Source organism: Lentzea sp. NPDC042327 (assembly GCF_040647275.1).
In the GTDB taxonomy this organism is placed as follows: domain Bacteria; phylum Actinomycetota; class Actinomycetes; order Mycobacteriales; family Pseudonocardiaceae; genus Lentzea.
Genome location: NZ_JBEZBX010000006.1, coordinates 394,915 through 420,330, shown reverse-complemented (window position 1 = coordinate 420,330; position 25,416 = coordinate 394,915). Strand labels below are relative to the sequence as shown.

Below are 25,416 nucleotides of genomic sequence, written 5' to 3'. Positions count from 1 at the left end.
GCAATTACCCTGCATTGCGAGGAGATTCCTGTGTTCCTGCGCAAAACAATTGCCGTGGTTGCCAGCGCTGCCGCCCTGTCAGTCGGCCTCGTCGGAACCGCGGAAGCTGCGCCCCGCACCCTCACGTACAACTCGAGCGGTGCCGGTGAGTTCCAGGCGGCCGTCGACCAGGGCGCCCAGGTGTGGAACAACAGCGTGGTGAACGTGCGGCTGGTCAAGGTGACCGGCGCCGCGAACATCACCGTCACCGTGGACAACCAGTGGCCCCGCGCCTACGTCACGAGCCTCGGCCGCGGCCGGTGGGTCATGGGTCGTCAGGCGGTCAACGAGGGCCACGACACGGTGCGCATCTCGTCCCACGAGTTCGGGCACCTGCTGGGCATGCCCGACCGCAGGACGGGGCTGTGCACCGACCTGATGTCCGGTGCGAGCGCCGGCACGTCGTGCAAGAACCCCAACCCGAACGCCAAGGAGAAGGCCGAGGTGGAGGCGAACTTCCGTTCCGCCGCGGTGACCGTCGGCCCGTCCACGTTCGTGGACGCCGCCTGATGTGAAGTGCACGCGGGGGCCCTGCGTGACCCTGAGGGGAACGCGGGGCCCCCGCGTGACAGCAAGAAGCACCCGATCGGGTGTGCTGCTGGCGTCCGCGGCTCGGCCGGGGCGCCGGTGACGTGCACGCCGGACTCGTGCAGCGGTACGTGCACCACGACAGCGCGCCTCTCGCGAGGTGTGGTCAGAGGATGAACCAGTCGGTGCAGCCGCCGGCGAACCGGAACCGCACCGGGCCGCGCGGGCCGGGGCCCATCACGAACATGCCCAGCTCGTCGGCCGGCGCCGTCTCCACGTCGCCGGCGGGCGACACCAGCGTCACGTCGCCGTCCGCGGGCACCAGCTGCCCGGTCACGCCGGCCGCCGACACCTCGACCTGCAGCGTGACGCCGTCCGCGTCGAACACCAGCTGCCGCGCCGTGGACGTCGAGCGGGCGCGGGCGAAGAGCGTGTCGTCCAGCACCGAGTCGTACGAGGTGATCAGCAGCAGCTCCGCGTCGACGGTGCGCCAGGTGAAGGCCGCCTTGGCGGCTTCGAGGAACTCCGGTGGAACCGCATCGGCGGGCGGTGTGCTCACCGCGTCGCGCAAGGCGTCGAGCAACACCTCGTCACTGTCCCAGTCGTGCCGCACCCAACACACCTCCTCTCACCTGCGTGGCCTTCTTGGCTGGCGATCCCAGGAACGCCGAGATCGCCGTCGTCTTGCGCAGCTTCTCCAGGCAGCGGATGCGGGTCGGCCCGATGCTGCCGACCGGCATCGCCAGCTCTTCGCTCACGACCTGGTAGCTCGGCGGCGGGTCGGTCATCAGCTTGGTCAGCAACCGCTTGCACTGCTCGGTGAGCTCGGCGAACCCGTCGCGCAGCGCCTGCCGCCGTTCCACCGCCAGCAGGTCCGCCTCCACGTCCGCGTCCTGCTCCGACTCCAGCGCGTCGGACTCCGACAGCGGGTCGTACAGGTGCGTCCGCTGCTGCACGCGCAACACGCGCAGGCACTCGTTGCGGGTGGTCGTCATGATCCAGCCGGGCAGCGCCTCGGGCTCGCGGAGCCGGCCGATCTGCTCCACGAGCCGAAGCCACAGCGTCTGGTTCACGTCGGCCGCGTCCGCGGGGCGCAGCCGGTGCTTGTAGATCACCGACACGACCAGCGGCGTGTAGCGGTCCACGATCTCGTTCCACGCACCCTGGTCGCCCTCGGCCGCCGCGCTGACGAGCGCGGCGATCGGGGATGCTGAGGTCACGTCGACTCCTTGCGGTCACGACCTGCGGAGGCCGGGGTTGCTCCCCAGATACAACCTCCTCGCCGGTTATTTGACGAAGGTCCCGTAACCGGCGTGGAACTCCGGGTCCACCAGCAGTTTGTCACGGGCCTGAGCTGCGGTGAGGCCGTCTTTCACCATCGTGGCCGCGATCCGCCCGGTGACCCAGGGCGCGGCGAACGACGTGCCGGCCCAGTTCGCCCACAGCGCGAACGGCGTCGCGTCGCCCTCGCCGGGCAGTTTCCACTCGCCCTTGAGGTAGGTCGAGGAGCGGTTGCCGATCGCGCACGCGTCGACCCAGTGCCCGAAGCTCGAGTAGCAGGCGGGCACGATCGAGCCGTCCCCGTTCAGCGCGAGCGCGGCGACGGCGGTGACCCGGGAGAACGCGGCGGGCCAGCTCGGGCGCTGGTCGCCGCGGTTGCCCGCGGAGGCGACCACGACCGTCTCCTGCGGCAGCGCGGTGATCGCGACGCGCAGCGGCTCGGACGCGACGTCGTCGGCGGTGTAGCAGCCGAGGGACAGGTTGAGCAGGTCGACCTTCTTGCGGCCCATCTCGGCGATCTTGGCGACCAGCTGCTCCTCGTCGCCGAAGCCGTTCAGGTCGAGGGCGATCTCGGGGTCGAGCGCGACACCGCACGCCGCGCTCTGCACGACGCCCGCGACGAACGTGCCGTGGCCGCCCTGCAGCCCGAAGAGCGCGCCGCTGGTGTAGGCGGGGTCGACGTCGTCGGGCTCCTTGACGAACCGGTTCTTGAACCAGTCCGCGTGCTCCAGCTGCGCGCCGGAGGAGATGCCGGTGTCGAGGATGCCGACGCGGATGCCGGAGAGCCGGTCGTCGGCCTTCGGCGGGGTGAGCGGGTCGGTCGGCCGCGGCCGGTCGCCGGGGTTGCCCATGACGTTTCCGCCGTGTCCCACGACGACGTGGTGCGGCTGGACGAGCGGTACGCGTTCGTTCGGCCAGTTCCGTTGATCCCTCAACAACCGGACGATCTGCGGAATGTCTTCGGGGTTGTTCGGCAGGATCAACCGGGCCATTCCACCGAATCCGGCCGCGGGACGCGCGTCGACATTGTTTTGCCGCAGTTTCGCGATCACCCGGTCGAGGTCGGCCGGCGCGACGAGCAACTGACCTGGGCGATAAAGGAATTCACGCCCGCGTTCGGCGTGGAAGCTGATGTTCTTGTCCTCGGCGATGAGCTGCTGAAAAGCTCTTTCGTACAGCTCAGCACGTTCCGGCGATTTCGACACCACGGCCTCACAAAGCAGCGTTTGACGGGGGCCCCGACCGAGCTTGATCAAGCTACCACAGCGGATAAAGTGACGCCGTGACCGACTTTTGTGCGGAGGACGCGCTGGCGGCCAGGCAGCGCAACCCGCGTGCGGCCGTCGAGATGGCCCGCGCCGTCCTCCGCGCGACGGAAGACCGTTCCGAATGGGCGATCGCCGAACGCGCGATCGGTCTCGCGTTGCGCGAGCTGCACGACTACAGCGGCTCGATCCGCCACCTGCGCCGCTCGATCCGCATCGCGACGGACGCGGGACTGCCCCGTTTGTCGGCTTTGGCGCAGATGTCGCTGGCGTGGGTGCTCGCCTACACCGGCCGCCACCGCGCCGCACTGCGCGCGCTGGACGTGGCCATGCCGTCGTTGTCGGGTGCGGACGCGGTCGCCGCTCTCATGCAACGCGGTGTCGTCTTCCACTACCTGACCCGATACGACGAAGCACAGCGCGACTACACGGCCGCCATCGCCGGCGCACGGCGCGTGGACGACAAACTGGTCGAGGCGCGCGCTCACAACAACCGCGGTCTCGTGCGCGCGTACGTCGGCAACATGCGTGAGGCCTCCGCCGACTTCGACGTGGCCGCCGCGCTGCTCGGCTCGCTGGGCCAGGAGCTCGGTGTCGCGGACGTGCACTGGAACGCCGGCATCATGGCCACCCGCTCGGGCGACGTGCCCGCGGCCCTGACGTTGTTCGACAAGGCCGACGAGGTCTACCGCAGCCTGGACGTGCCCCGCCCCGCCCTGCTGGTGAACCGGCTGGAGCTGCTGGTGTCGGTGCCCCTGGTGGACGAGGCGCGAGTGGCCGCGGACCGCGCCATCACCGAGCTGAAGGCCCTTCGCAACCCCTTCGCGACCTCCGAGGCGTTGTTCTTCCGCGCCCGCATCGCCCTGCTGGACGACGACCTGGACGCCGCCAACGCCTTCGCGGCGGAGGCCCGGCGCCGGTTCCGCCGCGAGCAACGCCTGCTGTGGGCGGCCGGAGCGCGTTACCTCGAACTGCACGCGGCGGTCCTGCGCGGTGACCGCACCCGTTCGCTGCGGGTGGCGTTGTCGCGGGTGGCCGACGAGCTCGACGCGATGGACTGGCGGCTGCCGGCGTTGGAGGCCCGCATCGACGCCGGTCTGGTGGCCGCCGACCTCGGTCATCGCGTGCGGGCGGTGGCCGAGCTCTCCAGGGCCGCCGCGTCGCGCTCCCGCGGCCCGGCCGGTCTGCGCGTCCGCGGCTGGTACGCGGAGGCGTTGCGGCGCAAGCTCTCCGGTGACGTCCGCGGCACCTCCTCCGCGTTGCGCCGCGGCATCGCCCTGCTCGACGAGTACCGCGTGTCCCTGGGCGCCGCCGAGCTGCGCGCGTTGACCGGCGCGCAGGGCCAGGCCCTGGCCGAGGAGGGCCTGCGCCTGGCCGTGGCCTCCGGCAACGCGGCCCGCGTGCTGTCGTGGACCGAGAGCTGGCGCGCCGGCGCCCTGCGGATGAAGTCGGTGTCACCCCCCGACGACCCCCGCCTGGAGGACGCGCTGGCCACCCTGCGCGCCGTCACCTCCGACGTCGAGTCGGCCGTGCTGGCCGGCAAACCCGCCGGGGCGCTGCGCGCGCAGCTGGTCCGCGCCGAACAACGCGTCCGCGACCTGACCCGGCAGATGTCGGGCGGGGGAGCGGTGTTCAAGCCGCCGCCGGTGTCCTCGCTGGCGGCGGCCCTGGGCTCCTCCGCCTTGGTCGAGTTCGTCGAGTACGACGGCTCCCTGCTGGCCGTGGTCCTGGCCGACGGCCGGACGTCCCTGCACGTGCTGGGTGCCCTTGAGGGCGTGGTCCGCGAGATCCGCCTGCTGCGCTTCGCGTTGCACCGCCTCGTGACCCTGCCGCCGGGGCTGCCGAACCTGGCGGTGGTCCGCTCCTCCGCCGCCCATGCCGCTTCTCTGCTGTCTGCGCGGCTGTTGTCACCTTTGGCGCCACACATCGACGGCCGTCCACTGGTGGTGGTACCGACCGGTGCGCTGAACAGCCTGCCGTGGGGCGTGCTCGGCCGTCAGGTGACCGTGGCGCCGTCAGCGTCCGTGTGGCTGCGTGCTGCCGCTGCGCCTGACGCGTCCGGAGAAGCCGTCCTGGCCGCCGGCCCGCGGATGGCCGCCGCACCCGACGAGATCAAGGCCGTCTCCGCGCACGTGCCCGGCCGTGTGCTCATTGATGACGACGCAACCGTTTCGGCCGTGGCGTCCGCAATGGACGGTGCCGCTCTCGCGCACATCGCGGCACACGGCTCGTTCCGCGTCGACAACCCGTTGTTCAGCGCGTTGGAACTGGCCGATGGACCTCTGACGGTCTACGACATCGAACGACTGCGTACACCGCCTACGCGCGTGGTGCTGTCCGCGTGTGACACCGGGCAGTCCGCCGTGCGTCCCGGCGATGAGCTGATGGGGTTCACGGCGGCGCTGCTGGGGCTGGGGACGCGGACGCTGATCGCGCCCGTGGTGCCGGTGCCGACCGACGGGACCGCACCGGTGATGGTGGAGCTGCACCGGAAGCTGGCCGACGGGCTGTCGCCGGCGGAGGCGCTGGCGGAGGTGCAGCGGGCCGCTTCCGACGATGGCTCGTACGCGGCGGCGGTCGGTTTCGTGTGCTTCGGCGCCGGATAGCCCTTACGAAACGCGTGCGTCCCGCTTACCGTTGCTCGCCATGGCAACGAGGTCGTGGTGGGGCTGGGGCAACGTCGAGGACGCCGTCACCCCAGCCGAACGGCAGCAGCTGGTCGACCGGGTCCGCGCCGTGCTCCCGGACGCGGACCTGACGTTCCACGAGCCACCGGACCCCGCGGACCTCGACCTCCCGCCGTCCCGCGTCCCGCCGTCGGACCTGTGCTCCACCGACCCGGTCGACCGCCTCACCCACGCCCGCGGCCAGGCCTATCGCGACGTCGTCCGCAACCTGGCCGGCGACATCGGCCCGATTCCCGACGCCGTCGCAAGGCCGCGCACCGAGCAGGACGTCGTGGACGTGCTGGACCACTGCGGCAGCAACGGCATCGCCGTGATCCCGTTCGGCGGCGGCACGTCGGTCGTCGGTGGCGTGGAACCGCGGGACATCGACGCGCCCGTGGTGACGCTCGACCTGCGGAACCTGGACCGCGTCCTGGAGGTCGACCCGACGAGCCGGGCCGCGCGGGTCCAGGCCGGTGTGCTCGGGCCGGAGCTGGAGGCGCAGCTCAAGCCGCACGGGCTCACGCTGCGGCACTTCCCGCAGTCCTTCGAGTTCTCGACGCTGGGCGGGTGGCTCGCGACGCGCGCGGGTGGGCACTACGCGACGGCGACCACGCACATCGACGACTTCACCGAGTCGCTGCGGGTCGTGACCCCGGTGGGAACGAGCGAGTCGCTCAGGGTGCCGGCCAGCGGGGCCGGGCCGTCGCCGGACCGGCTGTTCCTCGGCTCGGAGGGAACCCTCGGCGTGATCACCGAGGCGTGGCTGCGGTTGGAGGCCCCGCCGGTCCACCGGGCCGGCGCGTCGGTGCGGTTCGCGGACTGGGGGCAGGCGGTCGAGGCGGTGCGGGCGGTCGTGCAGTCCGGGCTGCGGCCGGCGAACTGCCGGCTGCTTGACCCGGCGGAGGCGTTCCTCAACGCCGGGTCGAGCAGGTCTGTGCTCGTGCTGGCGTTCGAGTCGGCTGACCACCCCGTGGACGCGCAGCTCGCCAGGGCGCTGGAGCTCTGCGCGGGCGGGGAGGTGGTCGAGGGGGCGGCGCGGAGGTGGCGGGCGTCGTTCCTGCGCATGCCCTACCAGCGCGATGCGATGGCGCAGCACGCGATGATCACCGAGACGTTCGAGACGGCCTGCACGTGGGACCGGTTCGCGCAGCTGCACGCGGCCGTCACGGAAGCGGCGACGGCCGTGCTCAGGCAGGTGTGCGGGGTCGGGATCGTGACGTGCCGCTTCACCCACGTCCACCCGGACGGGCCCGCGCCCTACTACGGCATCTACGCGCCAGGGCGGTGGGGCAGCCTGCGGCAGCAGTGGGACGAGATCAAGGCCGCCGTGTCCGAGGCGCTCAGCGGCGCCGGGGGCACCATCACCCACCACCACGCCGTCGGGCGCGACCACATGCCCTGGTACACCCGTCAGCGACCGGACGTGTTCGGGACGGCGCTGGCCGCCGCCAAGGCCGCCCTCGACCCCGCCGGGGTGCTCAACCCCGGCGTCCTCACCACACGATCGAGCGCAGGACCAGCGCCGCGATGAACACCACCGTGAACGCCAGGTCCAACCCGAAGCCGCCGAACCGCACCGGGGGCAGCACCTTGCGCACCGGCGACAGCACCGGTTCGGTCACCGCGTACGCCACCCGCTGCACCTTGGGCACCCAGGCGCCGCGCGCCCGCAGCGCCACCGCCCAGTCGACGACCATCCTGGCGATCATCACGAGGATGAACAGCGTCAGCAGCCAGCCGAGCACGAAGCCGATCACGATGGGCCCCTCCACTTCCGGTACGTCCATCAAGCCACAGGAAGCTGAGAGGCGCCTGGCAACTCGCTGAGACGACGTTCAGCATGTGGTCCCGGGTCCGACAACCGACTTTCGGACGTGCCGGGCGGCAGGCCAACTACGTAGCGTCGCCCTCCGGATTCCGAGGAGGGGACCTACGTGCGAAGAACACTGGCGGGAGCAGCGGCGCTCGCGGTGCTGACGACCGGCCTGGCCGTCCCGGCCGTCGCGACGCCGGTCGAGCGGCCCGAGGCGCAGGTGCGGCAGCAGAGCGACGAGCAGCCGCACGAGCTGGAGCTCAAGCGGCGTGCGCTGAAGCAGCAGGCGCTGGCCGAGGTGCTGACCGGGGAGGTGACCGCGGAGAAGCGCGGTGCCAGCACCGTGGCGAAGGTCGGCAAGAAGCAGGCGAAGGACCAGTACGTCGAGCTCAAGCGGGAGAAGACCGACAAGGTCTTCGTCGTTCTGGCGGAGTTCGGCGACGAGCGGCACCCCGACTACCCCGACCGCGACACGAACCCGAACACCCCGGGCCCGGTGCGGTTCGACGGGCCGCTGCGCAACCAGATCCCCGAGCCGGACAGGGCCGTGGACAACACCACGATCTGGCGGCCCGACTTCAGCCGGCAGTACTTCCAGGACCTGTACTTCTCACGGGCGAAGGACGCCAACTCGGTCGCGAACTTCTACGACCGGCAGTCCTCCGGCCGCTACACGGTCGACGGGCTCGTCACGGACTGGGTGAAGGTCCGCTACAACGAGGCGCGCTACGGCCGCAGCAACGGCTACCCGTGCGGCGACAACATCTGCAACAACTCCCGCGAGCTGATCAAGGACGCCGTCACCCAGTGGGTCGCCGACCGCAAGGCCGCGGGGGAGACCACCGAGCAGATCACGGCGGCGCTGCGCGAGTACGACGTGTGGGACCGCTACGACTACGACTCCGACGGCGACTTCAACGAGCCCGACGGCTACATCGACCACTTCCAGATCGTGCACGCCGGTGGTGACCAGGCCGACGGTGACCCGTGGCAGGGCGAGGACGCGCTGTGGAGCCACCGCGGCTACGCGTTCAAGAACTACAACTCCGGCCCCGGCACCAACAAGCTCGGCGGCGCGCCCATCGGTGACACCGGCCTGTGGGTCGGCGACTACACCGTGCAGCCCGAGAACGGCGGCGTCGGCGTGTTCGCGCACGAGTACGGCCACGACCTCGGCCTGCCCGACCACTACGACACCAACGGCGGCACGAACGGCGTCAACTGGTGGTCGATCATGGGCCAGAACCGGGTCAACGCCCCCGGCGAGGCGACCGGTGAGCGCGCCAACGAGTTCTCCGCGTGGGACAAGCTGCAGCTGGGCTGGCTCGACTACGAGATCGCGGTCGCGGGCCAGGAGCGCACGTTCCAGCTCGGCCCGCACGAGTACAACACCGCCAAGGCCCAGGGGCTGGTGGTCGTGCTGCCGGACATCTCCAGGTCGTTCGACTACGGCGCCCCGTTCGCGGGCACGAAGATGTGGTGGAGCGAGAAGGGCAACGACCTCGACCACTCGATGACCGCGCCCGTGGACCTGCGCGGCAAGACCACGGCGTCGCTGTCGCTGAAGGCCCGCTACGACATCGAGGCGGACTACGACTACCTCTACGTCGAAGCGTCCAACGCGGACGGCAGCTGGACCCAGCTCGACGGCACCGCCGGCGGTCAGCCGTTCGCGCGCGACTCCGGCAACGCCCCCGCGGTCAGCGGCTCGTCCGGCGGCCAGTGGGTGGACATCACCGTCCCCCTCGACGCCTACGCCGGCAAGAACACCAAGCTGCGCCTGGCCTACCGCACCGACGGAGCGCTGGCACCGCAGGGCTTCTTCGCCGACCAGATCACGGTCGTCGCGGACGGCACCCCGGTGCTGACCGACGGCGGCGAGACGGCCGGGGTGTGGACCACGCGCGGTTTCCGCACCACCGAGGGCAAGGAGACGAAGGCGTTCGACCAGTTCTACATCGCGTCGAACCGCACCTACGAGTCCTACGGCCAGTACAACCGCACCGGCCCGTACCGGTACAGCTTCCCGGACAGGCCCGACCTCGTGGAGCACTTCCCGTACCAGGACGGCTTGCTCGTCTCGCTGTGGAACACGTACTACCTCGACAACAACGTGAGCGAGCACCCCGGTGAGGGCCTGGTCCTGCCGATCGACGCCAACCCGGCCCCGCTCTACAACCTCGAAGGCCAGCGCTGGTCGCCCACGATCGGCGGCTACGACGCGCCGTTCTCGCTGCAGAAGTCGGACTCCTTCACGCTGCACGTCAACGGCAAGGCGTCCTACGTCCGCGGTGCCGCAGCCCAGCCGGTGTTCGACGACACCAGGCAGTACTGGTTCGCCGAGCAGCCCAACGCGGGCGTGAAGCTGCCCGCGGTCGGCGTCGGCCTGCGGGTGACCAAGCAGTCGGGCACGTCGATGACGGTGAAACTGTTCAAGACGAAGTAGCTTGAACGGCATGACCGCTGCTTCCGACATGCTGGCCGTCGCCGTCGAAGAGGCGCGCACGGGACTCGCCGAGGGCGGGATACCCATCGGCGCCGCGCTCTTCGACGGCGACGGCCGCCTGCTCGGCCGGGGCCGCAACCGCCGCGTCCAGGACGGCGACGCCTCGATGCACGCCGAGACCTCCGCCTTCCGCAACGCCGGCCGCCAGCGCGGCTACCGCGGGACGACCATGGTCACGACGCTGTCGCCGTGCTGGTACTGCAGCGGGCTGGTGCGGCAGTTCGGCATCTCGAACGTGCTGATCGGGGAGGCCACGACGTTCTCCGGCGGGCACGACTGGCTGGCGGAGCACGGGGTCGGGATCACGGTGGTCGAGGACCCGGCGTGCGTCGAGATGATGACGAGGTTCATCGCCGAGCAGCCGGAGCTGTGGTTCGAGGACATCGGCCAGGACTGACCTGGTGGAACGGTCCGGTGAGCACGCTCACCACCCCCGGGAACACCGCAGCACGACCACCGGGGACACGTGCCGGCGGTCCAGTGCGCGAAGGCGTTCCCCGGACGCGGTGGCCGGGTGCGAGGTTCAGGCCGAGTAGCGCTCCACCGCCTCGTCCACGGACCGCAGGATCGTGAAGACCGTGTCCAGCCCGGTCGCCTCGATCGGCCGCAGTGCTGCACGGGTGGACGCGACCAGCACGAACTCGACGCCGGTGCGGCCGGCGCGCTGCTGGCCGAGCACGAGGGCCTCGAGGCCGGCGGAGCCGAGGAAGCGGACGCCGCCGAGGTCGACGACCACCGCCCGGTTCGCGTCCACCACGTGCGTGTCGAGCGGAGCGATGAGCTCGCTCGAGCTGGTGGTGTCGAGCTCCCCGGCCACGTGCAGCACTACGACGTCGGATGCGATCCGGTCGACTACCACGGTGGCCAGTGTGGTGGGGTCGGGCACGCTTGCTCCTTTCGCGGCGTTCAGCATCCCACGTTAACGCGGCCCCTGGTGAGCAGCCAGCGGCCCCGCAGGGAAGAGCGGCCTGCCTCACAGGCGGTGTGGACGTGCTGGACGAGCCGGGCGTGCAGCTCGTGGCACGCCGTGAAGCCGAGCCGGACGTCGTCCGGCGGGCACTGGACGGGCAGCAGCTGGGCGAACGGGTCGCCGCCGATCGTGTCGACCGCCGTCAGGAAGCCCACGAGCGCGCCGACGAGGCGCCGGTGGAGGCCGAACAGGCTCAGCGCGTTGGCCAGCGCCAGGGTGGCGACGGGCATGTCGTCGACGCCGGTGCCGCAGTCGAGGTCCCGCAGCGTCACGGTGAACAGCACTGAGTGCGTGCGTTCGTCGCGGGAGCCGTAGGCGTCGCCGTGGAGGTCGCGCAGGGCTGAGCGCATCTCGCGGCGCGGGTGCCAGAACGCGTGGTGCTTGCGCAGCTCGGCCCGCGCGGCGGGGTCGAGCGGCACCGCCGGGGTCGTCTCCTCCAGCGCGCGCAGGCCCTGTTCCCAGCGGGCCTCCAGAACGGCGAGGAACTGGGCCGCCGCCGGGTGGTCGTCCCAGGCCGGGTGCACGTCGTCGAAGTTGCGGGTGCGCAGCTCGTAGCAGATCCACAGCGACAGCTGCAGGTCGTCGTCCGCCGCGGGCTCCCTGGTGCCGCCGCTGACGAGCAGGGCCGGTCGCGGCCCCGGTGCCGAGCGGAGTGCGGCGACCAGCGCGGCGCTCATGTGGCCGCGGGGAGCAGGGAGGCGCATCAGGTTTCCTCACGCGTTCGGGCGATCAGCATGTCCACGGGGGACTCGGGGTCGGAGCGACGGCATGCGGCTCCGCAGCCGTTGTGCCGCAGCCAGTCGATCTGGCGCTCCACAGTAGACAGCGCGCCGCGTTCGCGCAGCGCGGGTGCGACGAGTGCACCAGCAGCGCCGGCGACCAGGGCCGCAGCGCGTTCGACGCCTCCGGCGCCGCCGCCGTCGAAGGCACCCCCACGTGCGCGTGCAGCCTGCGGTGCGAGTGCCACCGGCCGCCGTGACCAGGGGTCGACGAGGAGGAACCCCCGTTCCACACCGACGGCGCAGTCATCTTTCATCGGCGAGCGGGTACCCGGCACCCATGCTGATCAACCACGAGGTGTCCAGGTGAGACTCCGCCGCAGCAACACCGCAGGTCCTGGCTGGACCCGCCGTCGTCACGGCAAGGGTTTCCGCTACGCGACCACCGCGGGCGAGCCCCTCGGCCCCGACGAGGTCGCGCGGGTGAAGGCCCTGGTCATCCCACCGGCGTGGCGGGACGTGTGGATCAGCCCGCACCCGAACGGGCACATCCAGGCGATCGGTGTGGACGACGCCGGCCGGCGCCAGTACCTCTACCACGAGCAGTGGCGCACGAACCGGGACGCGGAGAAGTTCGACCGCGTCCTGAAGCTGGCCCCGAAGCTGCCGAAGTTCCGCGCGCAGATCGTCGCCGACATGAGGAAGCGCGGCCGCACCCGCCTGCTCGCCATCGCCCTGCGCATGCTCGACCTCGGCGTCTTCCGCGTCGGCCACGAGGAGTACGCGGAGGAGAACGGCAGCCACGGCGTGGCCACGCTGCTCTGCGAGCACCTCCAGGTGCGCGGCGACCGGGTCAGGTTCCGCTTCCCGGCCAAGCACGGCGTGCAGGTCGACGAGGAGATCACCGACCCGCAGCTGGCCCGCGCCGTCCGGACGCTGCTCAGGGACCGGACCCCGGACTGCCGCGTGTTCGACATGACCGCCTACGACGTGAACGAGCGGTTCCGCGAGCTGGTCGGCGACGAGTTCACGGTCAAGGACCTGCGGACCTGGCACGCCACGGTGGCCGCGGCCAAGGCGTTCGCCGAGGCGCTGCGCGAGCGCGGCAAGCCCACCAAGCGAGCCATCAGCGCGGTGATGAAGGACGTGGCCGAGCACCTGGGCAACACCCCGGCCGTCGCGCGGAAGTCCTACGTGGACCCGCGCCTGGTCGAGGCGTTCGAGAGCGGCACGGTGATCGGCGGCGGCGACCCGGAACGGGCGGTGCTGCGGTTGCTCAGGACGCCCTGAGCCGCGGGCCCCGGCTCAGGACCTCCTGAGCCGCGGGGCGCGGTCGCACCGGCGGCACCAGACCGCGCCCTGCGCCACCGCCAGTGCGGCGAACCCGGCGAGGAGGTGCAGCACGTTGCTGCCGGGGTTGACGTTCAGCACGTTCACGACCTGCTCGTCGTAGCGGGCCGTGCCCAGGCCGAACGTGACCAGGAGTGCCGCTGCCACCAGCAACGCCGTGCCGCTCAGCGCCCTGAGGTTGCGGAACGACAGCAGCAGCGCGACCCCGAACACGAGGTGCAGCGCGTTCTGCAGCGGGTTGACCCGCAGGCCGAGCACCCACGTGCCGGTCTCGGTGGCGAACGGCGAGAAACCGGTCACGAAGAAGCCGGCGACGGCCCACAGCGCGAGCAGGGCGCCGGTGCCGATCGCCAGCTTCTGGGGCCACCGCAACCGGGTCATCCCGTCAGTATCACCAGGGACGGGCGTTCCCGCTCGCCCACGTCACTCGTCTGCCAGCAGGTCGTTGCGCAGCTGTTCCAGCGACTTCGTCAGCAGTCGCGAGACGTGCATCTGGGAGATGCCGACCCTGCGGGCGATCTCCGTCTGGGTGAGCCGGCCGAAGAACCGCAGCACCACGATCGTGCGTTCCCGACGGGGAAGGCCCCGCAGCATGGGCTGCAGGGCCTCGTGGATCTCCACGCCTTCCAGTGCCGGGTCGTCCGCCGAGTTGTCCTGCAGCGCCTCCAGCGGGGCGACCGCGACGTTCTTCTCGACGCGCAACCCCTCGTAGACGTCCGCGAGCCCGACGCCGAGGTGCCGGGCGATCTCCGAGGGGGTGGGAGACCGCCCGGAACGGTGCGACAGCTCGGCGGTGGCCCCGTCGATCGAGTCGCACAGCTCCTTCAGGCGCCGGGGCACGCGGACGGCCCAGCACTGGTCGCGGAAGTGGCGGCGGACCTCGCCGGTGATCGTGGGCACGGCGTAGGACAGGAAGTCCGTCTGCCGGCCCACGTCGAACCGGTCGATGGCGTTGATCAGCCCGACCGCCGCCACCTGGGCGAGGTCCTCCATCGGCTCGCCGCGTTCGCTGAAGCGGCGAGCGATGTGCCGGGCGAGCGGCAGGTACTCGCGCACGAGCCGGTCCCGCAGCGCGTAGTAGCGCGACGAGTCACGGGCGGTGCGGGCGAGCTCCTCGAACGCCGCGTGCTGGTCTGGCGTCAACGGGCACCACGATCAGACCTGGGGCGGCGGCGTCACGTCGCCCCGCCACGCTCCGGTCTCGACACCGCGGTTCTCGATGAACTCCTTGAACCGCTTCAGGTCGCCCTCCACCCGGTGGCCGACGACGCCGAGCGCCGCTCCGGCCTTCTCGGTGATGGTCTCCGGGGTGAACTCCATCTGGACGTGCACCCGCGTCGTGTCGTTGTCGATCCGGTGGAACGTGACCACGCCGGCCTGCGGCGTGCCCTCGACGGCCGTCCACGCGACGCGCTCGTCGGGGTGCTGCTCGGTGATCTCCGCGTCGAACTCGCGGACGACACCACCGATCTTCGTGGTCCAGTGGGTCCTGGTCGGCGTGATCTGGTCGATCTTCTCGACGCCGTCCATGAACGCCGGGAAGGATTCGAACTGGGTCCACTGGTTGTACGCCGTGCTCACCGGCACGTGGACGTCCACCGACTTCTCAATGGTGGTCACGAAACCTCCTCCTCAGATTGGGTCGTCGAAGGGTGAGTACCCGTCGCTCCCGGTGTTACACATCGGGTTTAGTCCACTTCGGACGGTCACTCCGAGTGATGACGTGCGTGCTGTCCGCGCATCGCGACATCACCCGTGGACCGCGAGGGCATGCTTCCTTCGGGTGCAGATGGTTTTTCCGCTTCGCCCCAGGACGCGACATTCCGCCGGACGCTCGTCCGCGAGCCCGGCGACGCCGCCCGACCGGAGTCCCGCTGGTGGAGGACTTCTCCACCGCACGGAATTCCGAGTTCGAGAAGCCCTGCTGCCGGTGAACCGAACGGGTGATGGCGGCCTCTGATGCGGCGCGGTCCTGGCTAGTCTCGCCGTGAAACAGGGTTGCAGGAAGGGTGCAGCGGTGTTGACGTGCGTGGAAGTTCGCCGTGCCGCAGGAGGGCTCCGGTTGTTCGTCCGTCCCCCGGCCGCGGTGCGGTGGAGCACGCGGCTGGGGTACGAGCGGGTGTCGGAGCTGCTGGTCGCGATCCGCGCGGCCGAGTCGTGCTCGGTGCCGGACGTGGAGCTCACGTACGTGCCGGACCAGCGGACCGGGGAGGCCGAGCTGGCCTGCGCCGGTGGTTCCCTGGTGCTGGACGCCGCCGGGGTGTCGTCGCTGCACGACGCGCTGCGGGCGCACATGCCGGACCGGATGAGGCCGTTGCCGGTGTAGCGGTACGCGCTGGGCCCCTGGCGGTGCCCGGTGGGAGCCCAGTCACACGACCGGCGCGCGGCACCTCACCCGGCTGTCAGCAGCGCTGCCGGTCGGGTGTTGATCACGCTGTCCGGGTCGACCCCGCACTCCTGCGCCCGCGCGCAGCCGTAGCTCAGCCAGTCCAGCTGGCCGGGCGCGTGCGCGTCGCTGTCGATCGAGAACGTGCACCCGGCGTCGACCGCCAGCGACAGCAGCCGCCGCGGCGGGTCGAGCCGCTCCGGCCGTGAGTTGATCTCCACCGCGGTGCCGTGCTCGGCGCACGCCTCGAACACCCGCTCGGCGTCGAACTGCGACTCGGGCCGCCCCTTGCCGACGACGAGCCGTCCGGTGCAGTGGCCGAGGATGTCGACGTGCGGGTTCGCCACGGCCGTGAGCATCCGCTCGGTCATCTCCGCGCGCGGCATCCTGAGTTTCGAGTGGACGCTCGCGACCACGACGTCCAGCCGCTCCAACAGGTCGTCGTCCTGGTCGAGCGACCCGTCGTCGAGGATGTCGACCTCGATCCCGGTCAGCACGAGGAACGGCGCCAGCTCCGCGTTCAGCTCCGCCACGACGTCGAGCTGCCTCAGCAACCGCTCCCGCGACAGTCCGTTCGCGACGGTCAGCCGCGGCGAGTGGTCGGTCAGCACCATCCACTCGTGCCCGAGGTCGCGCGCCGCCTCCGCCATGTCCCTGATCGGGCTGCCGCCGTCGGACCAGTCGGAGTGCACGTGGCAGTCGCCCCGCAGCCGCGCCCGCAGCTCCTCGCCGCCGGTGAGGTCGACGTGGCGGAGCTTGGCGAGGTACCGCGGCTCCCGGTTCGCGAGGGCGTCGGCGACGACGCCGGCGGTGGACTTCCCGACGCCCTTCAGGTCGGTCAGCGTGCCGAGCCGCGCGCGTTCCTCGACGTCCTCCGGCGTGAGCTCGGCCAGCACGGCGGCCGCGTTGCGGAAGGCCTGGACGCGGTAGGTCGGCTCGCCCGCTCGTTCGAGGTGGAAGGCCACCTGCTTCAACGCCTTGACCGGATCCATACCCCCTTCCTACCCCGTGCACCCGGCCCCGCAACCGGATCGCACCCGCCGTCCCGCCTCCGTGGAACACTGCGGAGCAGCCCTGCCCGACCCAGGAGGCCGTCATCCCCGACACTCCGCTGCGCGCCACCCCGCGGTTCTTCGGCCGCGCCGCCGAGCTGGACGCCGTCCTGACCTGCGTCGAGCACGCCCCGGCCACCGGCACGGTCGCGGTGGCGATCACCGGTGAACCGGGCATCGGCAAGACCAGCCTCCTCACCGAGCTCGCCCGCCGCCTGCGGGAACGCGGCTGCGGCGTCCTCACCTCCGCCTCCGACGTGCTGGGCAAGCGCATCCCGTACGGCGCGGTGCTCGCCGCGGTGCGGAGCCTCGACCCCGGCACCGGCACGCCGGCCGTCGGCGCGCACGCGGAAGCACTGGCGGCGCTGGAGGTCACCGACGACTCCGGTGCCTGGTTCGGGCGCGCCTGCGACCAGGTCGTGCGGTTGCTGACCGAGCTCACCGCCGCGCGGCCCGCGGCGCTGCTGGTCGACGACCTCGACCACGTCGACGACGACTCGCTGGCGTTGCTGGGGCTGGTGCTGCGGCGGGTGGCGGCGGCCCCGCTCGTGCTGGTCACCGCGAGCCGGTCGCACGTCGGCGAGCCGGGGGCGGAGCACCTGCTGGACCGGGTCGAGCAGCACGCGGAGGTCGTGCGGATCGAGCTGGCCCCGCTGCCGGACGCGGACGTCGCGCGGATCGTGGCGGCGGTGCTTCAGGCACCCGTGGACGAGGCACTGGCCAGGGAGGTCCAGCAGCGGGCCGACGGGAACCCGTTCTTCGTCACCGAGATCGCGCGGTCGCTGCGGGAACTCGACCTGGTGGCGCTCGACGGCGGGCGGGTGCGGCTGTCCGTGCCGCCGGACGCGATCCGGTTGACCCGGCGGGAGGCCGTTCTGCGCAGGGTGGCGCCGCTGGAGGACGACACGCGGGTGGTCGCGCGGGCCGTGTCGGTGTTCCGGCGCGTGCGGCTCGACCAGATCCCGTTGCTGGCGAGGGTCGCGTCGTTGCCGGAGCTCACGGTCGTCGAGGCGTTCGACGAGTTGCTGCGCGCGCACATCGTGGTGCACGACGACGAGCGCGGGTACCGGTTCTCGCACGCGTTGGTCGGCGAGGCGCTCTACCACGAGGTCGGCCCTGCCCAGCGCCGCCACCTGCACAGCCTGATCTCCGCGCGGCTGCTCGACGACCGCGCGCAGGGCCTGCCCGTCGACCTGCTGCAGCTCGCGTGGCACCTCGCCGAGTCCGCCGCGCCCGGTGACCGGGCCGCGGTCGCGGTGCTCGCCGAGGCCGCCGGGCTCGCGCGGTCCACGGCACCCGAGACGGCGGCCGCGTTGTGCGGGCGGGCGCTGCAGTTGTTGCCGCACAACGCACCCGAACGCGGTGAGCTGCTCGCGCTGCAGTGCAGGGTGCTCGCGCGGGCGTCCCGGCCCGCGCTCGCGGTCGGTCCCGGCCTGGCCGCGCTGGAGACCCTGCCGGCGGGGACGGAACGCGCCCGCGTCGCCACGGCCGTGATCTCCTCGCTGTTCTCCGTCGGGCGCATTGCCGAGGCGATGGAGCTGGCCGACCGAGAGGTGGCCGGCACCGGCGCGCCCGCGACGTTGCAGGCCCAGCGCGCGGTGCTGCTCGTCCACACCGGGCGGCACGCGGACGCGGCGGCCGAGGTGGCGCGGGTCGCGGCGGTGCCGGTCGGCTCACCGGCCGAGGGCGTGATCGTCAACGAGCACCTCGCGATGCTGACGTCGCTGCTGTTCCGCCACGACGAGACGGTCGAGTACGCGAACCGCGCGCTGGCGTGCAGCGCGGGGCAGCCGATGCTGGAGCTGCAGGCGTTGTCGGTGTGCGCCTCGACCAGCGCGCTGACCGGGCTGGTGCACGACGCGTCGTGGCGGCTGCGGCGGGCCGAGGAGCTCGTCGACCAGGTGGGCTCGCACGGGTTCCGCGCCGAACGGGCCTCCGCCCGCGTGATGCTCGACTGGCTCGGCGGGCGCTGGGACGCGGCGCTCGACGGCATCGGCCGCTGGCGGGCCGACGTCGAGGCCGCGCGGGCCGACCAGGCGCTGGGCGTGCTGCAGGCGGTCGAGCTCTCCATCCGCACGTGGCGCGGCGAGCTGGACGTGGCCGCGCGGCTGGCGGAGCTGCCCGCGCCGGGGTCGGTGAACATGGCGCGGCTGCACACCATCGCGCTGGCCGACCACCTCGTCGCCCGCGGTGCCGTCCAGGACGCCTGCGCGCTGCTGCTGACCGACGTCGGCGACCGGTTCGAGGCCCCCTACTCGTGCGTCCTCGTCGCGCGCACCATCGAGCTCGACCTGGACCGCGGCCGCACGGACAGCGCGCTCGACACCCTCGACCGGCTCACCGCCGTCTCGTCGCAGCGGGTGTCACCGTGGTCGCGCACGACCCTGCGGCGGGTCACCGGCCTGGTGCACCGCGATCCGGACCCCGTGCGGGAGGCCGTGACCGAGGCCGCGCTGGGCGGGCTGGAGTTCGAGAAGGCCCGTGCGCAGCTGGCCCTCGGCGAGGTCACCGGCGACGAGGTGCCGGCGCTCGTGCAGGCGTACACGACGTTCCAGCGGCTCGGCGTCCACGGTCTGCGCCGCCGGGCGGGAACGCGCCTGCGGGCGTTGGGCGCCAAGGTGCCGCGAGCGCGGTCGAAGGCACCGGGGCTGCTCACCGAGGCCGAGGAGAACGTGGCGCGGCTGGTGCAGCAGGGGATGCGCAACCGGGACATCGCCGCCGCCCTGCACTACAGCCCGCGCACGGTCGAGGTCTACCTGTCCCGCGTCTACGCCAAGCTGCACGTGTCGTCGCGGCTGGAGCTCGCCCGCGTCCTGGACGCCCGGCAGCAGCGCTGAGCCGGGGTCCCAGCCGGGTGGTGGGCTCACCCGGCCGCACCGGGGCGCCGGTTCCTTAGCTGTTGTGGAAGCCGCACTACAGCCCGGCGCCGCGCACCCCTGAGATGGGGTTCATGCGCACAGCGGCGGCGGTCGACGAGGTCCGGGTCGAGGACGGTGGCCGTCGTGTCGTCGTCATCGCCGGCCGGGTGCACCTGCCCGTCCCCGCCGGTGTCACCGATGACGAAGCACTGGTGCTGGCCAGAGCGGGCACGACGGCGTGGCACCTCCTCCGCACGTGCGCGCACCTCGGGCCGGACGAGACGATCGTCGTGCACGACGCGATGAGCGAGGTCGGTGCGATAGCCGTCCAACTCGCGCGCAGCTTCGGAGCGGGCCGTGTGATCGCCACGGAATCGAGCGAGGACCGTCGGCGAACGGCGGTGGCGCTCGGCGCGGACGTCGCCGTCGACTCCGGCCGGGACGGTCTGGCCGCGCGGCTCGTCCGGGCGAACGAGGACCAGCGGGTCGACGTCGTGCTCGACCCCGGCGGCGCGCTGGAGGCCTCCCTGGCCGCTCTGGCGCCGTTCGGGCGGGTCGTCTGCCACGGCCCCGACCAGGACGAGTCGGTGCACCTGACCGGGCTGCTCGGCGGTTCGCGCGCGGTCGTCGGCTTCCGCTTCGAGCACACCCTGCGCCGGCCCGACATGATTGCGGGGGCGGTCAGTGAGCTGTTCGGGTTGACCTCGGCAGGGCGCTTGCGCCCGGTGGCCGCCGATCGGTACGCGTTGGGGAAAAAAGCCGGACAAGGGGACGCATGAGCACCGTGTTCACGACCTGCCCGCTGTGCGAGGCGACGTGCGGGCTGGAGCTGACGGTCGACGGCGACCGCATCACGAAGGTGCGCGGTGACCGCGACGACGAGTTCAGCAGGGGCTTCATCTGCCCCAAGGGCGCTTCGCTGGGGGCGCTCGACGCCGACCCGGACCGCCTGCGGGCGCCGCTGGTCAAGCGGGACGGCGAGTTCGTCGAGGTCACGTGGGCCGAGGCGTTCGCGCACGTCGACGAGCGGCTGAAGGACTTCCCCGACCGCGACTCCGTGGCGATGTACCTGGGCAACCCCGTGGTGCACTCGCTCGCGGGCGGCCTGTACGCCGGACCGCTGCGCAAGGCGCTCGGCAGCCGCAACGTCTTCACCGCCAGCACCGTCGACCAGATGCCCAAGCAGGTCCAGTGCGGCCACATGTACGGCAGCGTCTTCTCGATCCCGGTGCCCGACATCGACCGCACCGACTTCATGCTCGTGCTGGGCGCGGACCCGTTCTCCTCCAACGGCAGCCTGTGGACGGTGCCGGACGTGCCGGGCCGGTTCCGCGAGCTGCAGCGGCGCGGCGGGTCGTTCGTCGTGGTCGACCCGCGCCGCAGCCGCACCGCTGCTGCCGCCGACCAGCACGTGGTGATCCGGCCGGGCACCGACGTGTTCCTGCTGCTGGCCCTCGTCCACGAGCTGTTCGCGCAGGACCTGGTCGACCTCAAGGACCTCGCGGAGCACGTCACCGACCACACCCGGGTCCGCGCGCTCGTCGCCGGCTTCGGCCCGGACGCCGTGGCGGAGCGCACCGGCGTGCCCGCGGCGACCATCCGCGCCCTGGCCCGGCAGCTCGCCGCTGCCGAGCGCGCCGCCGTCTACGGGCGCATCGGCACCACGACCGTCGAGTTCGGCACGGTCGCGTCGTGGGCGATCGACACGCTCAACGTCCTCACCGGCAACCTCGACCGGCCGGGCGGCGTGATGTGGCCGTTGCCCGCCCACACCCGGCGCGGCCCCGGACGGGGCAAGGGGTTCGGCGTCGGCCGCTGGCACAGCCGGGTCAAGGGCCACCCCGAGGTGATGGGGGAGTTCCCCGCCGTCACGATGGTCGACGAGATCGAGACGCCCGGCGAAGGCCAGGTGCGCGCGCTGTTCACGATCGGCGGCAACCCCGCGTTGTCGCTGCCGAACTCCGCACGCGTGAGCGACGCCCTCGCGTCGTTGGAGTTCATGGTCAGCGTCGACCCGTACCTCAACGAGACCACCCGGCACGCGGACGTCATCCTGCCCACGCCGCCGCCGTCCCGGCGCGCGCACTACGACCTCGCGTTCTTCAGCAACTCCGTGCGCAACGTCGTGAAGTACTCGCGCGCACCGATCCCGCTGGAGGAGGACCGCGTCGACGAGGCGGACATCTTCTTCCGGCTCGCGACCATCCTCAGCGGGCTCGGCCCGGACGCCGACCTCGACGCGGTGGCCGCGGTCCAGCTCGCGGGGCTGAAGGAGAAGGCCGGCGCCGACTTCGAGCCAGAGGGGGAGACGCGCGAGGAACGCCTGCTGGACCTCAAGCTCCGCACCGGCGCGTACGGGGTGTCGTTGCGGCAGTTGCTGGAGAACCCGCACGGCATCGACCTCGGTCCGCTGACCCCGCGCCTGCCGGAGGTCCTGCGCACCGCGTCCGGCAAGGTCGAGCTCACCCCGCAGGCCGTCGTGGACGACCTGCCGCGCGTGCTCTCCGCGCTCACCGCGCCCGAGACCGACCTGGTCCTCGTGGGCCGCAGGCACCTGCGCACCAACAACTCCTGGATGCACAACGTGCCCGCGCTGGTGAAGGGCAAGCCGTTGTGCACGCTGCAGGTGAACCCCGCTGACGCCGAGCGGATCGGGCTGACCGACGGCGGCACCGCCCAGGTGACCTCCCGCGTCGGCAAGGTCGAGGTGCTCGTCGAGGTCACCGCCGACATCGCGCCCGGTGTCGTGTCGATGCCGCACGGCTGGGGCCACGACCAGCCCGGCACGCGGATGTCCGTGGCCCGCGAGCACGCCGGCGTGAACGTCAACCTCCTCACCGACGACCTCCGGATCGACCCGCTCTCCGGGACCGCCGTGCTCAACGGCACCCGCGTCCAGGTCGTTCCCGCCTGATCCCCCCACCCCGACGCGCGCAGGAGCCGCAATGACCGCAGGAGTCACCAGCCCGAACGCCCTGAAAGCCGTCCGCCGCACCGCCGACCTGCCGTTCCTCGCGGAGCAGGCGTACGGCGACGCGGTGGCGTGGCGGTACAAGGAGGACGGCCGGTGGCACCAGCGGACCTTCGCCGAGGTCGCGGAGCTGGTGCTGGAGCTCGCGTCCGGGTTCGTCCACGCGGGACTGTCCTCCGGGGACCGGGTGTGCGTGCTCGCCGGCACCCGGTACGAGTGGGTGGCGGTCGAGCTGGCCGTGCTGGCGGCGGGCGGCATCGTCGTGCCGATCTACCCGTCCAGCACGCCGGAGGAGATCGCCTGGGTGATCGGCGACTCCGGTGCGTCCGTCGTGGTCGCCGAGAACGAGGAGCAGTGCGCCAAGGTCGAGGCGGTGCGCGGTGAGCTGCCCGAGCTGCGCGCGGTGTTCACGATCGAGCCCGCCGGCGACCGGCCGACGGTGGCGCAGCTGGGCGACACCGGCCGCACCTCGCCGCTGGCCGCCGAGCTCGACTCCCGCCGCGCGGCGGTCCACCCGGACGACCCGAGCCTGATCATCTACACCTCCGGCACCACCGGCCCGCCCAAGGGGTGCGTGCTGACCAGCGGCAACTGGGTCGCCCTGTGCCTGCTGGCCGAGGAGACCCGGATCGACGCCATGCAGGGCACGGTCTACCTGTTCCTGCCGCTGGCGCACGTCTTCGCGCAGATCGTCATGTTCAGCACGATGTACCGCGGCGGCGAGCTCGCCTACTTCGGCGGCGACATGAAGGCGGTCATCCCCGAGCTCGCCGAGGTCAGGCCGACGTTCCTGCCGTCGGTGCCGCGGATCTTCGAGAAGATCTACACGTTCGTCACGTCGGCCGTCGAGCCCGCGCAACTGTCCCAGGCGGTCGCGCTGGGCCTGGAGGTGCGGCGCCGCAGGGCCGCGGGCGAACCGGTGCCCGCCGAGATGGCGGCGGCGTTCGAGCAGGCCGACGCGCTGTTCGCGAACGTGCGCGCGGTGTTCGGCGGCCGGCTGGAGCAGGCGCTGTCCGGTGCCGCGCCGATCTCCACCGAGGTGCTGCGGTTCTTCCACGCGGCCGGGGTGCCGGTGCTGGAGGGCTACGGCATGACCGAGTCGACCGCGATCGGCACCATCAACACCTTGGAGCGCTTCAAGCTCGGCTCGGTCGGTGCCACCGGCATCGCGGGGCTGGAGATGCGGCTGGGGGAGGACGGCGAGCTGCTGATGCGCGGCCCGCACGTGTTCGCGGGCTACTGGCGCAACCCCGAGGCGACGGCGGAGACCATCGAGGACGGTTGGCTGCACACCGGCGACCTCGGCGAGATCGACGAGGACGGTTTCGTGACGATCACCGGGCGCAAGAAGGACATCATCATCACCGCGGGCGGCAAGAACATCGCGCCCGCCAACGTGGAGAACGCCCTGCGCCAGTCCCGGTGGATCTCGCACGCGGTGCTGTACGGCGACCGCAAACCGTACTGTGTGGCTCTGATCACACTGGACGCGGACGAGATCGGTCCGTGGGCGGCGTCGCGTGGACTTCCCGGCGACATCGAGTCACTGGTGGCTCACCCGGACGTGCGCGCGCTCGTGCAGGAAGTCGTCGACGAAGCGAACTCGCACTTCGCCGGTGTTTCCCAGGTGAAGAAGTTCGTGCTGCTGGCAAGGGATCTGTCGCAGGAGGAAGGTGAGCTCACGCCCACGTTGAAGGTCAAGCGGTCCGTGGTGCACCGCCTTCACTCCCCGTTGTACGAAGGTCTCTACGCGTAACCCGTACGTACGAGAAATCCAAAAACAGGTACATCCACCCTGGCTTTCTTCCCGATCCCAGGGCAGAGTGGTGCACCAGCGGCGCACGGCCCCCTCCCCCCTCGGGCCCAGCCGCTCTCGCGGCCCCGGCTTTCAGCGCACTCCCCCCAGGCGCTGGCCGGGGCCGCCTTTTGCTTGCCGGGCCCTACTTCTTCGGCGGTGTGGTGGTCCCGCGCACGATCAGCTGCGTGCCGAGCACGACCTGCGGCACCTCGTCGTGGTCGGAGTCGAACCAGTCCAGCAGCAGGTTCACCGCGGTCCGCCCGGCCTGTGCGACGGGCATCGCGACGGTGGAGAGCGCGGGCGAGCACAGCGCCGCGTAGGTGAGGTCGTCGAACCCGGTCACCGACACCTCGCCCGGCACGGAGATCCCGCGGTCCCGCAACCGCGCCAGCACCCCGAGCGCCATGATGTCGTTGTAGGCGACCACCGCCGTCGTGGCCGCCGCCACCGCCAGGTCCGCCGCCTGCAACCCGCCCTCGTAGCGCGGCGCGAACGGGCCGAGGTCGACGAGCTCGATCCCGTGCCGTGCCACCGCTGTCAGCAGCCCGCGCCGGCGCTCCTGGTTGGACCACGACGTGCGCGGCCCGTTGAGGTAGGCGATCCGCCGGTGTCCCAACGCGACCAGGTGGTCGACGACCGCCTGCATCCCGCCCGCCGAGTCCATCAGCACCGACGGCACCCCGGGCAGCCGCCGGTTCAGCAGCACCAGCGACGTCGCCCCGGCCACCTCGTAGACCTGCGAGTCCTCCAGCCCCGGCGCGCACAGCACGACCCCGTCCACCTGCTTGGCCATCGCGTGCACCAGCCGCGCCTCGGCCACCGGGTCCTCGTCGCTGTCGGCCACGAACACCGCGTAGTCCGCCTGCAAAGCCCGCGCCTGCACCGCTTTCAGCACACCGGTGAAGAACGGGTTGTCGAGGTCCGGCACGACGATGCCGATGTTGCCCGTCTTGCCGGTGATCAACCCCCGTGCCGCGCGGTTGGGCTGGTACCCCAGCTCCGCGGCGGCGGCCAGCACCCGCGACCGGGTCTCCGGGCGCACCAGCTCGGGTGAGGTCAGCGCGCGCGACACGGTGGCGACCGACACGTGCGCCCTGCGTGCCACGTCGCGGATGGTGACTGCCACTGGTACCTCGCCCTCAGCTGCCGGTTGGGCCCATCATGACGGGTGCGCAGGGCGGTCGGCGTCAAGTCCCGGCAGGGGCGGTGCG

At 71.8% G+C, this 25,416-nt stretch carries 24 protein-coding genes; 12 read left to right on the top strand and 12 right to left on the bottom strand.

Annotated elements, in window-relative coordinates:
- Positions 1 to 54 precede the first annotated feature (54 nt).
- Positions 55 to 549 carry a snapalysin family zinc-dependent metalloprotease gene (locus AB0A63_RS18865; RefSeq protein ID WP_360392554.1) on the top strand — a complete coding sequence of 165 codons (495 nt, stop codon included), beginning with the start codon at positions 55 to 57 and terminating at the stop codon, positions 547 to 549.
- 184 nt (positions 550 to 733) lie between these two features.
- Here the strand turns inward: AB0A63_RS18865 and AB0A63_RS18860 are convergent, their stop codons facing one another.
- The 3 genes from AB0A63_RS18860 to AB0A63_RS18850 form a co-directional block, all read right to left on the bottom strand.
- On the bottom strand, positions 734 to 1,180 hold the full coding sequence (locus AB0A63_RS18860) for a hypothetical protein (protein WP_360392551.1): 447 nt from the start codon (positions 1,178 to 1,180) through the stop codon (positions 734 to 736).
- Positions 1,158 to 1,787 (bottom strand): sigma-70 family RNA polymerase sigma factor, encoded by a 630-nt coding sequence (locus tag AB0A63_RS18855; RefSeq protein ID WP_360392548.1) that lies wholly within the window; start codon positions 1,785 to 1,787, stop codon positions 1,158 to 1,160. The genes AB0A63_RS18860 and AB0A63_RS18855 overlap by 23 nt, the downstream gene beginning before the upstream one ends.
- Before the next feature lie 66 nt (positions 1,788 to 1,853).
- A complete protein-coding gene (locus AB0A63_RS18850) occupies positions 1,854 to 2,720 on the bottom strand; it encodes a S8/S53 family peptidase (RefSeq protein ID WP_360392546.1) in 867 nt (288 codons plus the stop codon).
- On the opposite strand from AB0A63_RS18850, the gene AB0A63_RS18845 reads away from it, so the two are divergent.
- From AB0A63_RS18845 to AB0A63_RS18835, 3 genes are read left to right on the top strand one after another with little or no spacing between them, the layout of a single operon-like run.
- Complete coding sequence (locus AB0A63_RS18845; protein ID WP_360392543.1) at positions 2,712 to 3,134, top strand: hypothetical protein; 423 nt, start codon at positions 2,712 to 2,714, stop codon at positions 3,132 to 3,134. The two genes, AB0A63_RS18850 and AB0A63_RS18845, sit on opposite strands and share 9 nt — an antisense overlap.
- Entirely contained in the window at positions 3,131 to 5,719 is a 2,589-nt protein-coding gene (locus AB0A63_RS18840) for a CHAT domain-containing protein (RefSeq protein ID WP_360392540.1), read from the top strand. The genes AB0A63_RS18845 and AB0A63_RS18840 overlap by 4 nt, the downstream gene beginning before the upstream one ends.
- A gap of 40 nt (positions 5,720 to 5,759) precedes the next feature.
- Complete coding sequence (locus AB0A63_RS18835) at positions 5,760 to 7,313, top strand: FAD-binding oxidoreductase (RefSeq protein WP_360392537.1); 1,554 nt, start codon at positions 5,760 to 5,762, stop codon at positions 7,311 to 7,313.
- On the opposite strand, the gene AB0A63_RS18830 is transcribed toward AB0A63_RS18835, so the two are convergent.
- Entirely contained in the window at positions 7,276 to 7,569 is a 294-nt protein-coding gene (locus AB0A63_RS18830) for a YggT family protein (protein WP_360392534.1), read from the bottom strand. The genes AB0A63_RS18835 and AB0A63_RS18830 overlap by 38 nt on opposite strands.
- 147 nt (positions 7,570 to 7,716) lie before the next feature.
- Between AB0A63_RS18830 and AB0A63_RS18825 the strand changes: the two genes are divergently transcribed.
- Together AB0A63_RS18825 and AB0A63_RS18820 are read left to right on the top strand one after the other, a co-directional pair.
- On the top strand, positions 7,717 to 10,041 hold the full coding sequence (locus AB0A63_RS18825) for an immune inhibitor A domain-containing protein (protein ID WP_360392531.1): 2,325 nt from the start codon (positions 7,717 to 7,719) through the stop codon (positions 10,039 to 10,041).
- Positions 10,042 to 10,051: 10 nt separating this feature from the next.
- Positions 10,052 to 10,498 carry a nucleoside deaminase gene (locus AB0A63_RS18820; protein ID WP_360392528.1) on the top strand — a complete coding sequence of 149 codons (447 nt, stop codon included), beginning with the start codon at positions 10,052 to 10,054 and terminating at the stop codon, positions 10,496 to 10,498.
- 126 nt (positions 10,499 to 10,624) lie between these two features.
- Here AB0A63_RS18820 and AB0A63_RS18815 read toward each other — a convergent pair whose 3' ends face one another.
- Genes AB0A63_RS18815 through AB0A63_RS18805 form a run of 3 tightly spaced genes read right to left on the bottom strand, consistent with a single transcriptional unit; the run spans position 10,625 to position 12,107 of the window.
- Positions 10,625 to 10,987, bottom strand: coding sequence for an STAS domain-containing protein (locus AB0A63_RS18815; protein ID WP_360392526.1), 363 nt, complete (start codon positions 10,985 to 10,987; stop codon positions 10,625 to 10,627).
- A gap of 20 nt (positions 10,988 to 11,007) precedes the next feature.
- Complete coding sequence (locus AB0A63_RS18810; protein WP_360392523.1) at positions 11,008 to 11,775, bottom strand: iron-containing redox enzyme family protein; 768 nt, start codon at positions 11,773 to 11,775, stop codon at positions 11,008 to 11,010.
- On the bottom strand, positions 11,775 to 12,107 hold the full coding sequence (locus AB0A63_RS18805; RefSeq protein ID WP_360392521.1) for a hypothetical protein: 333 nt from the start codon (positions 12,105 to 12,107) through the stop codon (positions 11,775 to 11,777). The genes AB0A63_RS18810 and AB0A63_RS18805 overlap by 1 nt, the downstream gene beginning before the upstream one ends.
- Positions 12,108 to 12,156: 49 nt before the next feature.
- Here AB0A63_RS18805 and AB0A63_RS18800 point away from each other — a divergent pair, with 49 nt between their 5' ends.
- Positions 12,157 to 13,080, top strand: a complete 924-nt coding sequence (locus AB0A63_RS18800; RefSeq protein ID WP_360392518.1) for a DNA topoisomerase IB — start codon at positions 12,157 to 12,159, stop codon at positions 13,078 to 13,080.
- Between the two features lie 15 nt (positions 13,081 to 13,095).
- Here AB0A63_RS18800 and AB0A63_RS18795 read toward each other — a convergent pair whose 3' ends face one another.
- From AB0A63_RS18795 to AB0A63_RS18785, 3 genes are read right to left on the bottom strand one after another with little or no spacing between them, the layout of a single operon-like run.
- Positions 13,096 to 13,521 carry a DUF4383 domain-containing protein gene (locus tag AB0A63_RS18795; RefSeq protein WP_360392515.1) on the bottom strand — a complete coding sequence of 142 codons (426 nt, stop codon included), beginning with the start codon at positions 13,519 to 13,521 and terminating at the stop codon, positions 13,096 to 13,098.
- Positions 13,522 to 13,563: 42 nt separating this feature from the next.
- Complete coding sequence (locus AB0A63_RS18790; protein WP_360392512.1) at positions 13,564 to 14,283, bottom strand: SigB/SigF/SigG family RNA polymerase sigma factor; 720 nt, start codon at positions 14,281 to 14,283, stop codon at positions 13,564 to 13,566.
- Between the two features lie 12 nt (positions 14,284 to 14,295).
- Positions 14,296 to 14,760, bottom strand: coding sequence for an SRPBCC family protein (locus AB0A63_RS18785; protein WP_360392510.1), 465 nt, complete (start codon positions 14,758 to 14,760; stop codon positions 14,296 to 14,298).
- 442 nt (positions 14,761 to 15,202) lie between these two features.
- On the opposite strand from AB0A63_RS18785, the gene AB0A63_RS18780 reads away from it, so the two are divergent.
- Positions 15,203 to 15,466: a hypothetical protein gene (locus tag AB0A63_RS18780; RefSeq protein ID WP_360392507.1), complete on the top strand. Its 264-nt coding sequence runs from the start codon at positions 15,203 to 15,205 to the stop codon at positions 15,464 to 15,466.
- A 65-nt stretch (positions 15,467 to 15,531) separates the two neighbouring features.
- Here the strand turns inward: AB0A63_RS18780 and AB0A63_RS18775 are convergent, their stop codons facing one another.
- Positions 15,532 to 16,518: a PHP domain-containing protein gene (locus AB0A63_RS18775; protein WP_360392505.1), complete on the bottom strand. Its 987-nt coding sequence runs from the start codon at positions 16,516 to 16,518 to the stop codon at positions 15,532 to 15,534.
- 38 nt (positions 16,519 to 16,556) lie between these two features.
- Between AB0A63_RS18775 and AB0A63_RS18770 the strand changes: the two genes are divergently transcribed.
- From AB0A63_RS18770 to AB0A63_RS18755, 4 genes are all read left to right on the top strand, one after another.
- Complete coding sequence (locus AB0A63_RS18770) at positions 16,557 to 19,415, top strand: AAA family ATPase (protein WP_360392702.1); 2,859 nt, start codon at positions 16,557 to 16,559, stop codon at positions 19,413 to 19,415.
- Between the two features lie 113 nt (positions 19,416 to 19,528).
- Positions 19,529 to 20,215 carry a zinc-binding dehydrogenase gene (locus tag AB0A63_RS18765; RefSeq protein WP_360392502.1) on the top strand — a complete coding sequence of 229 codons (687 nt, stop codon included), beginning with the start codon at positions 19,529 to 19,531 and terminating at the stop codon, positions 20,213 to 20,215.
- Positions 20,212 to 22,350, top strand: a complete 2,139-nt coding sequence (locus AB0A63_RS18760) for a molybdopterin oxidoreductase family protein (protein WP_360392499.1) — start codon at positions 20,212 to 20,214, stop codon at positions 22,348 to 22,350. Before AB0A63_RS18765 ends, AB0A63_RS18760 begins: the two co-directional genes overlap by 4 nt.
- A gap of 31 nt (positions 22,351 to 22,381) precedes the next feature.
- Positions 22,382 to 24,163, top strand: a complete 1,782-nt coding sequence (locus AB0A63_RS18755) for a long-chain fatty acid--CoA ligase (RefSeq protein WP_360392496.1) — start codon at positions 22,382 to 22,384, stop codon at positions 24,161 to 24,163.
- A gap of 184 nt (positions 24,164 to 24,347) precedes the next feature.
- Here AB0A63_RS18755 and AB0A63_RS18750 read toward each other — a convergent pair whose 3' ends face one another.
- A complete protein-coding gene (locus AB0A63_RS18750; protein WP_360392493.1) occupies positions 24,348 to 25,331 on the bottom strand; it encodes a LacI family DNA-binding transcriptional regulator in 984 nt (327 codons plus the stop codon).
- Positions 25,332 to 25,416: the final 85 nt, after the last annotated feature.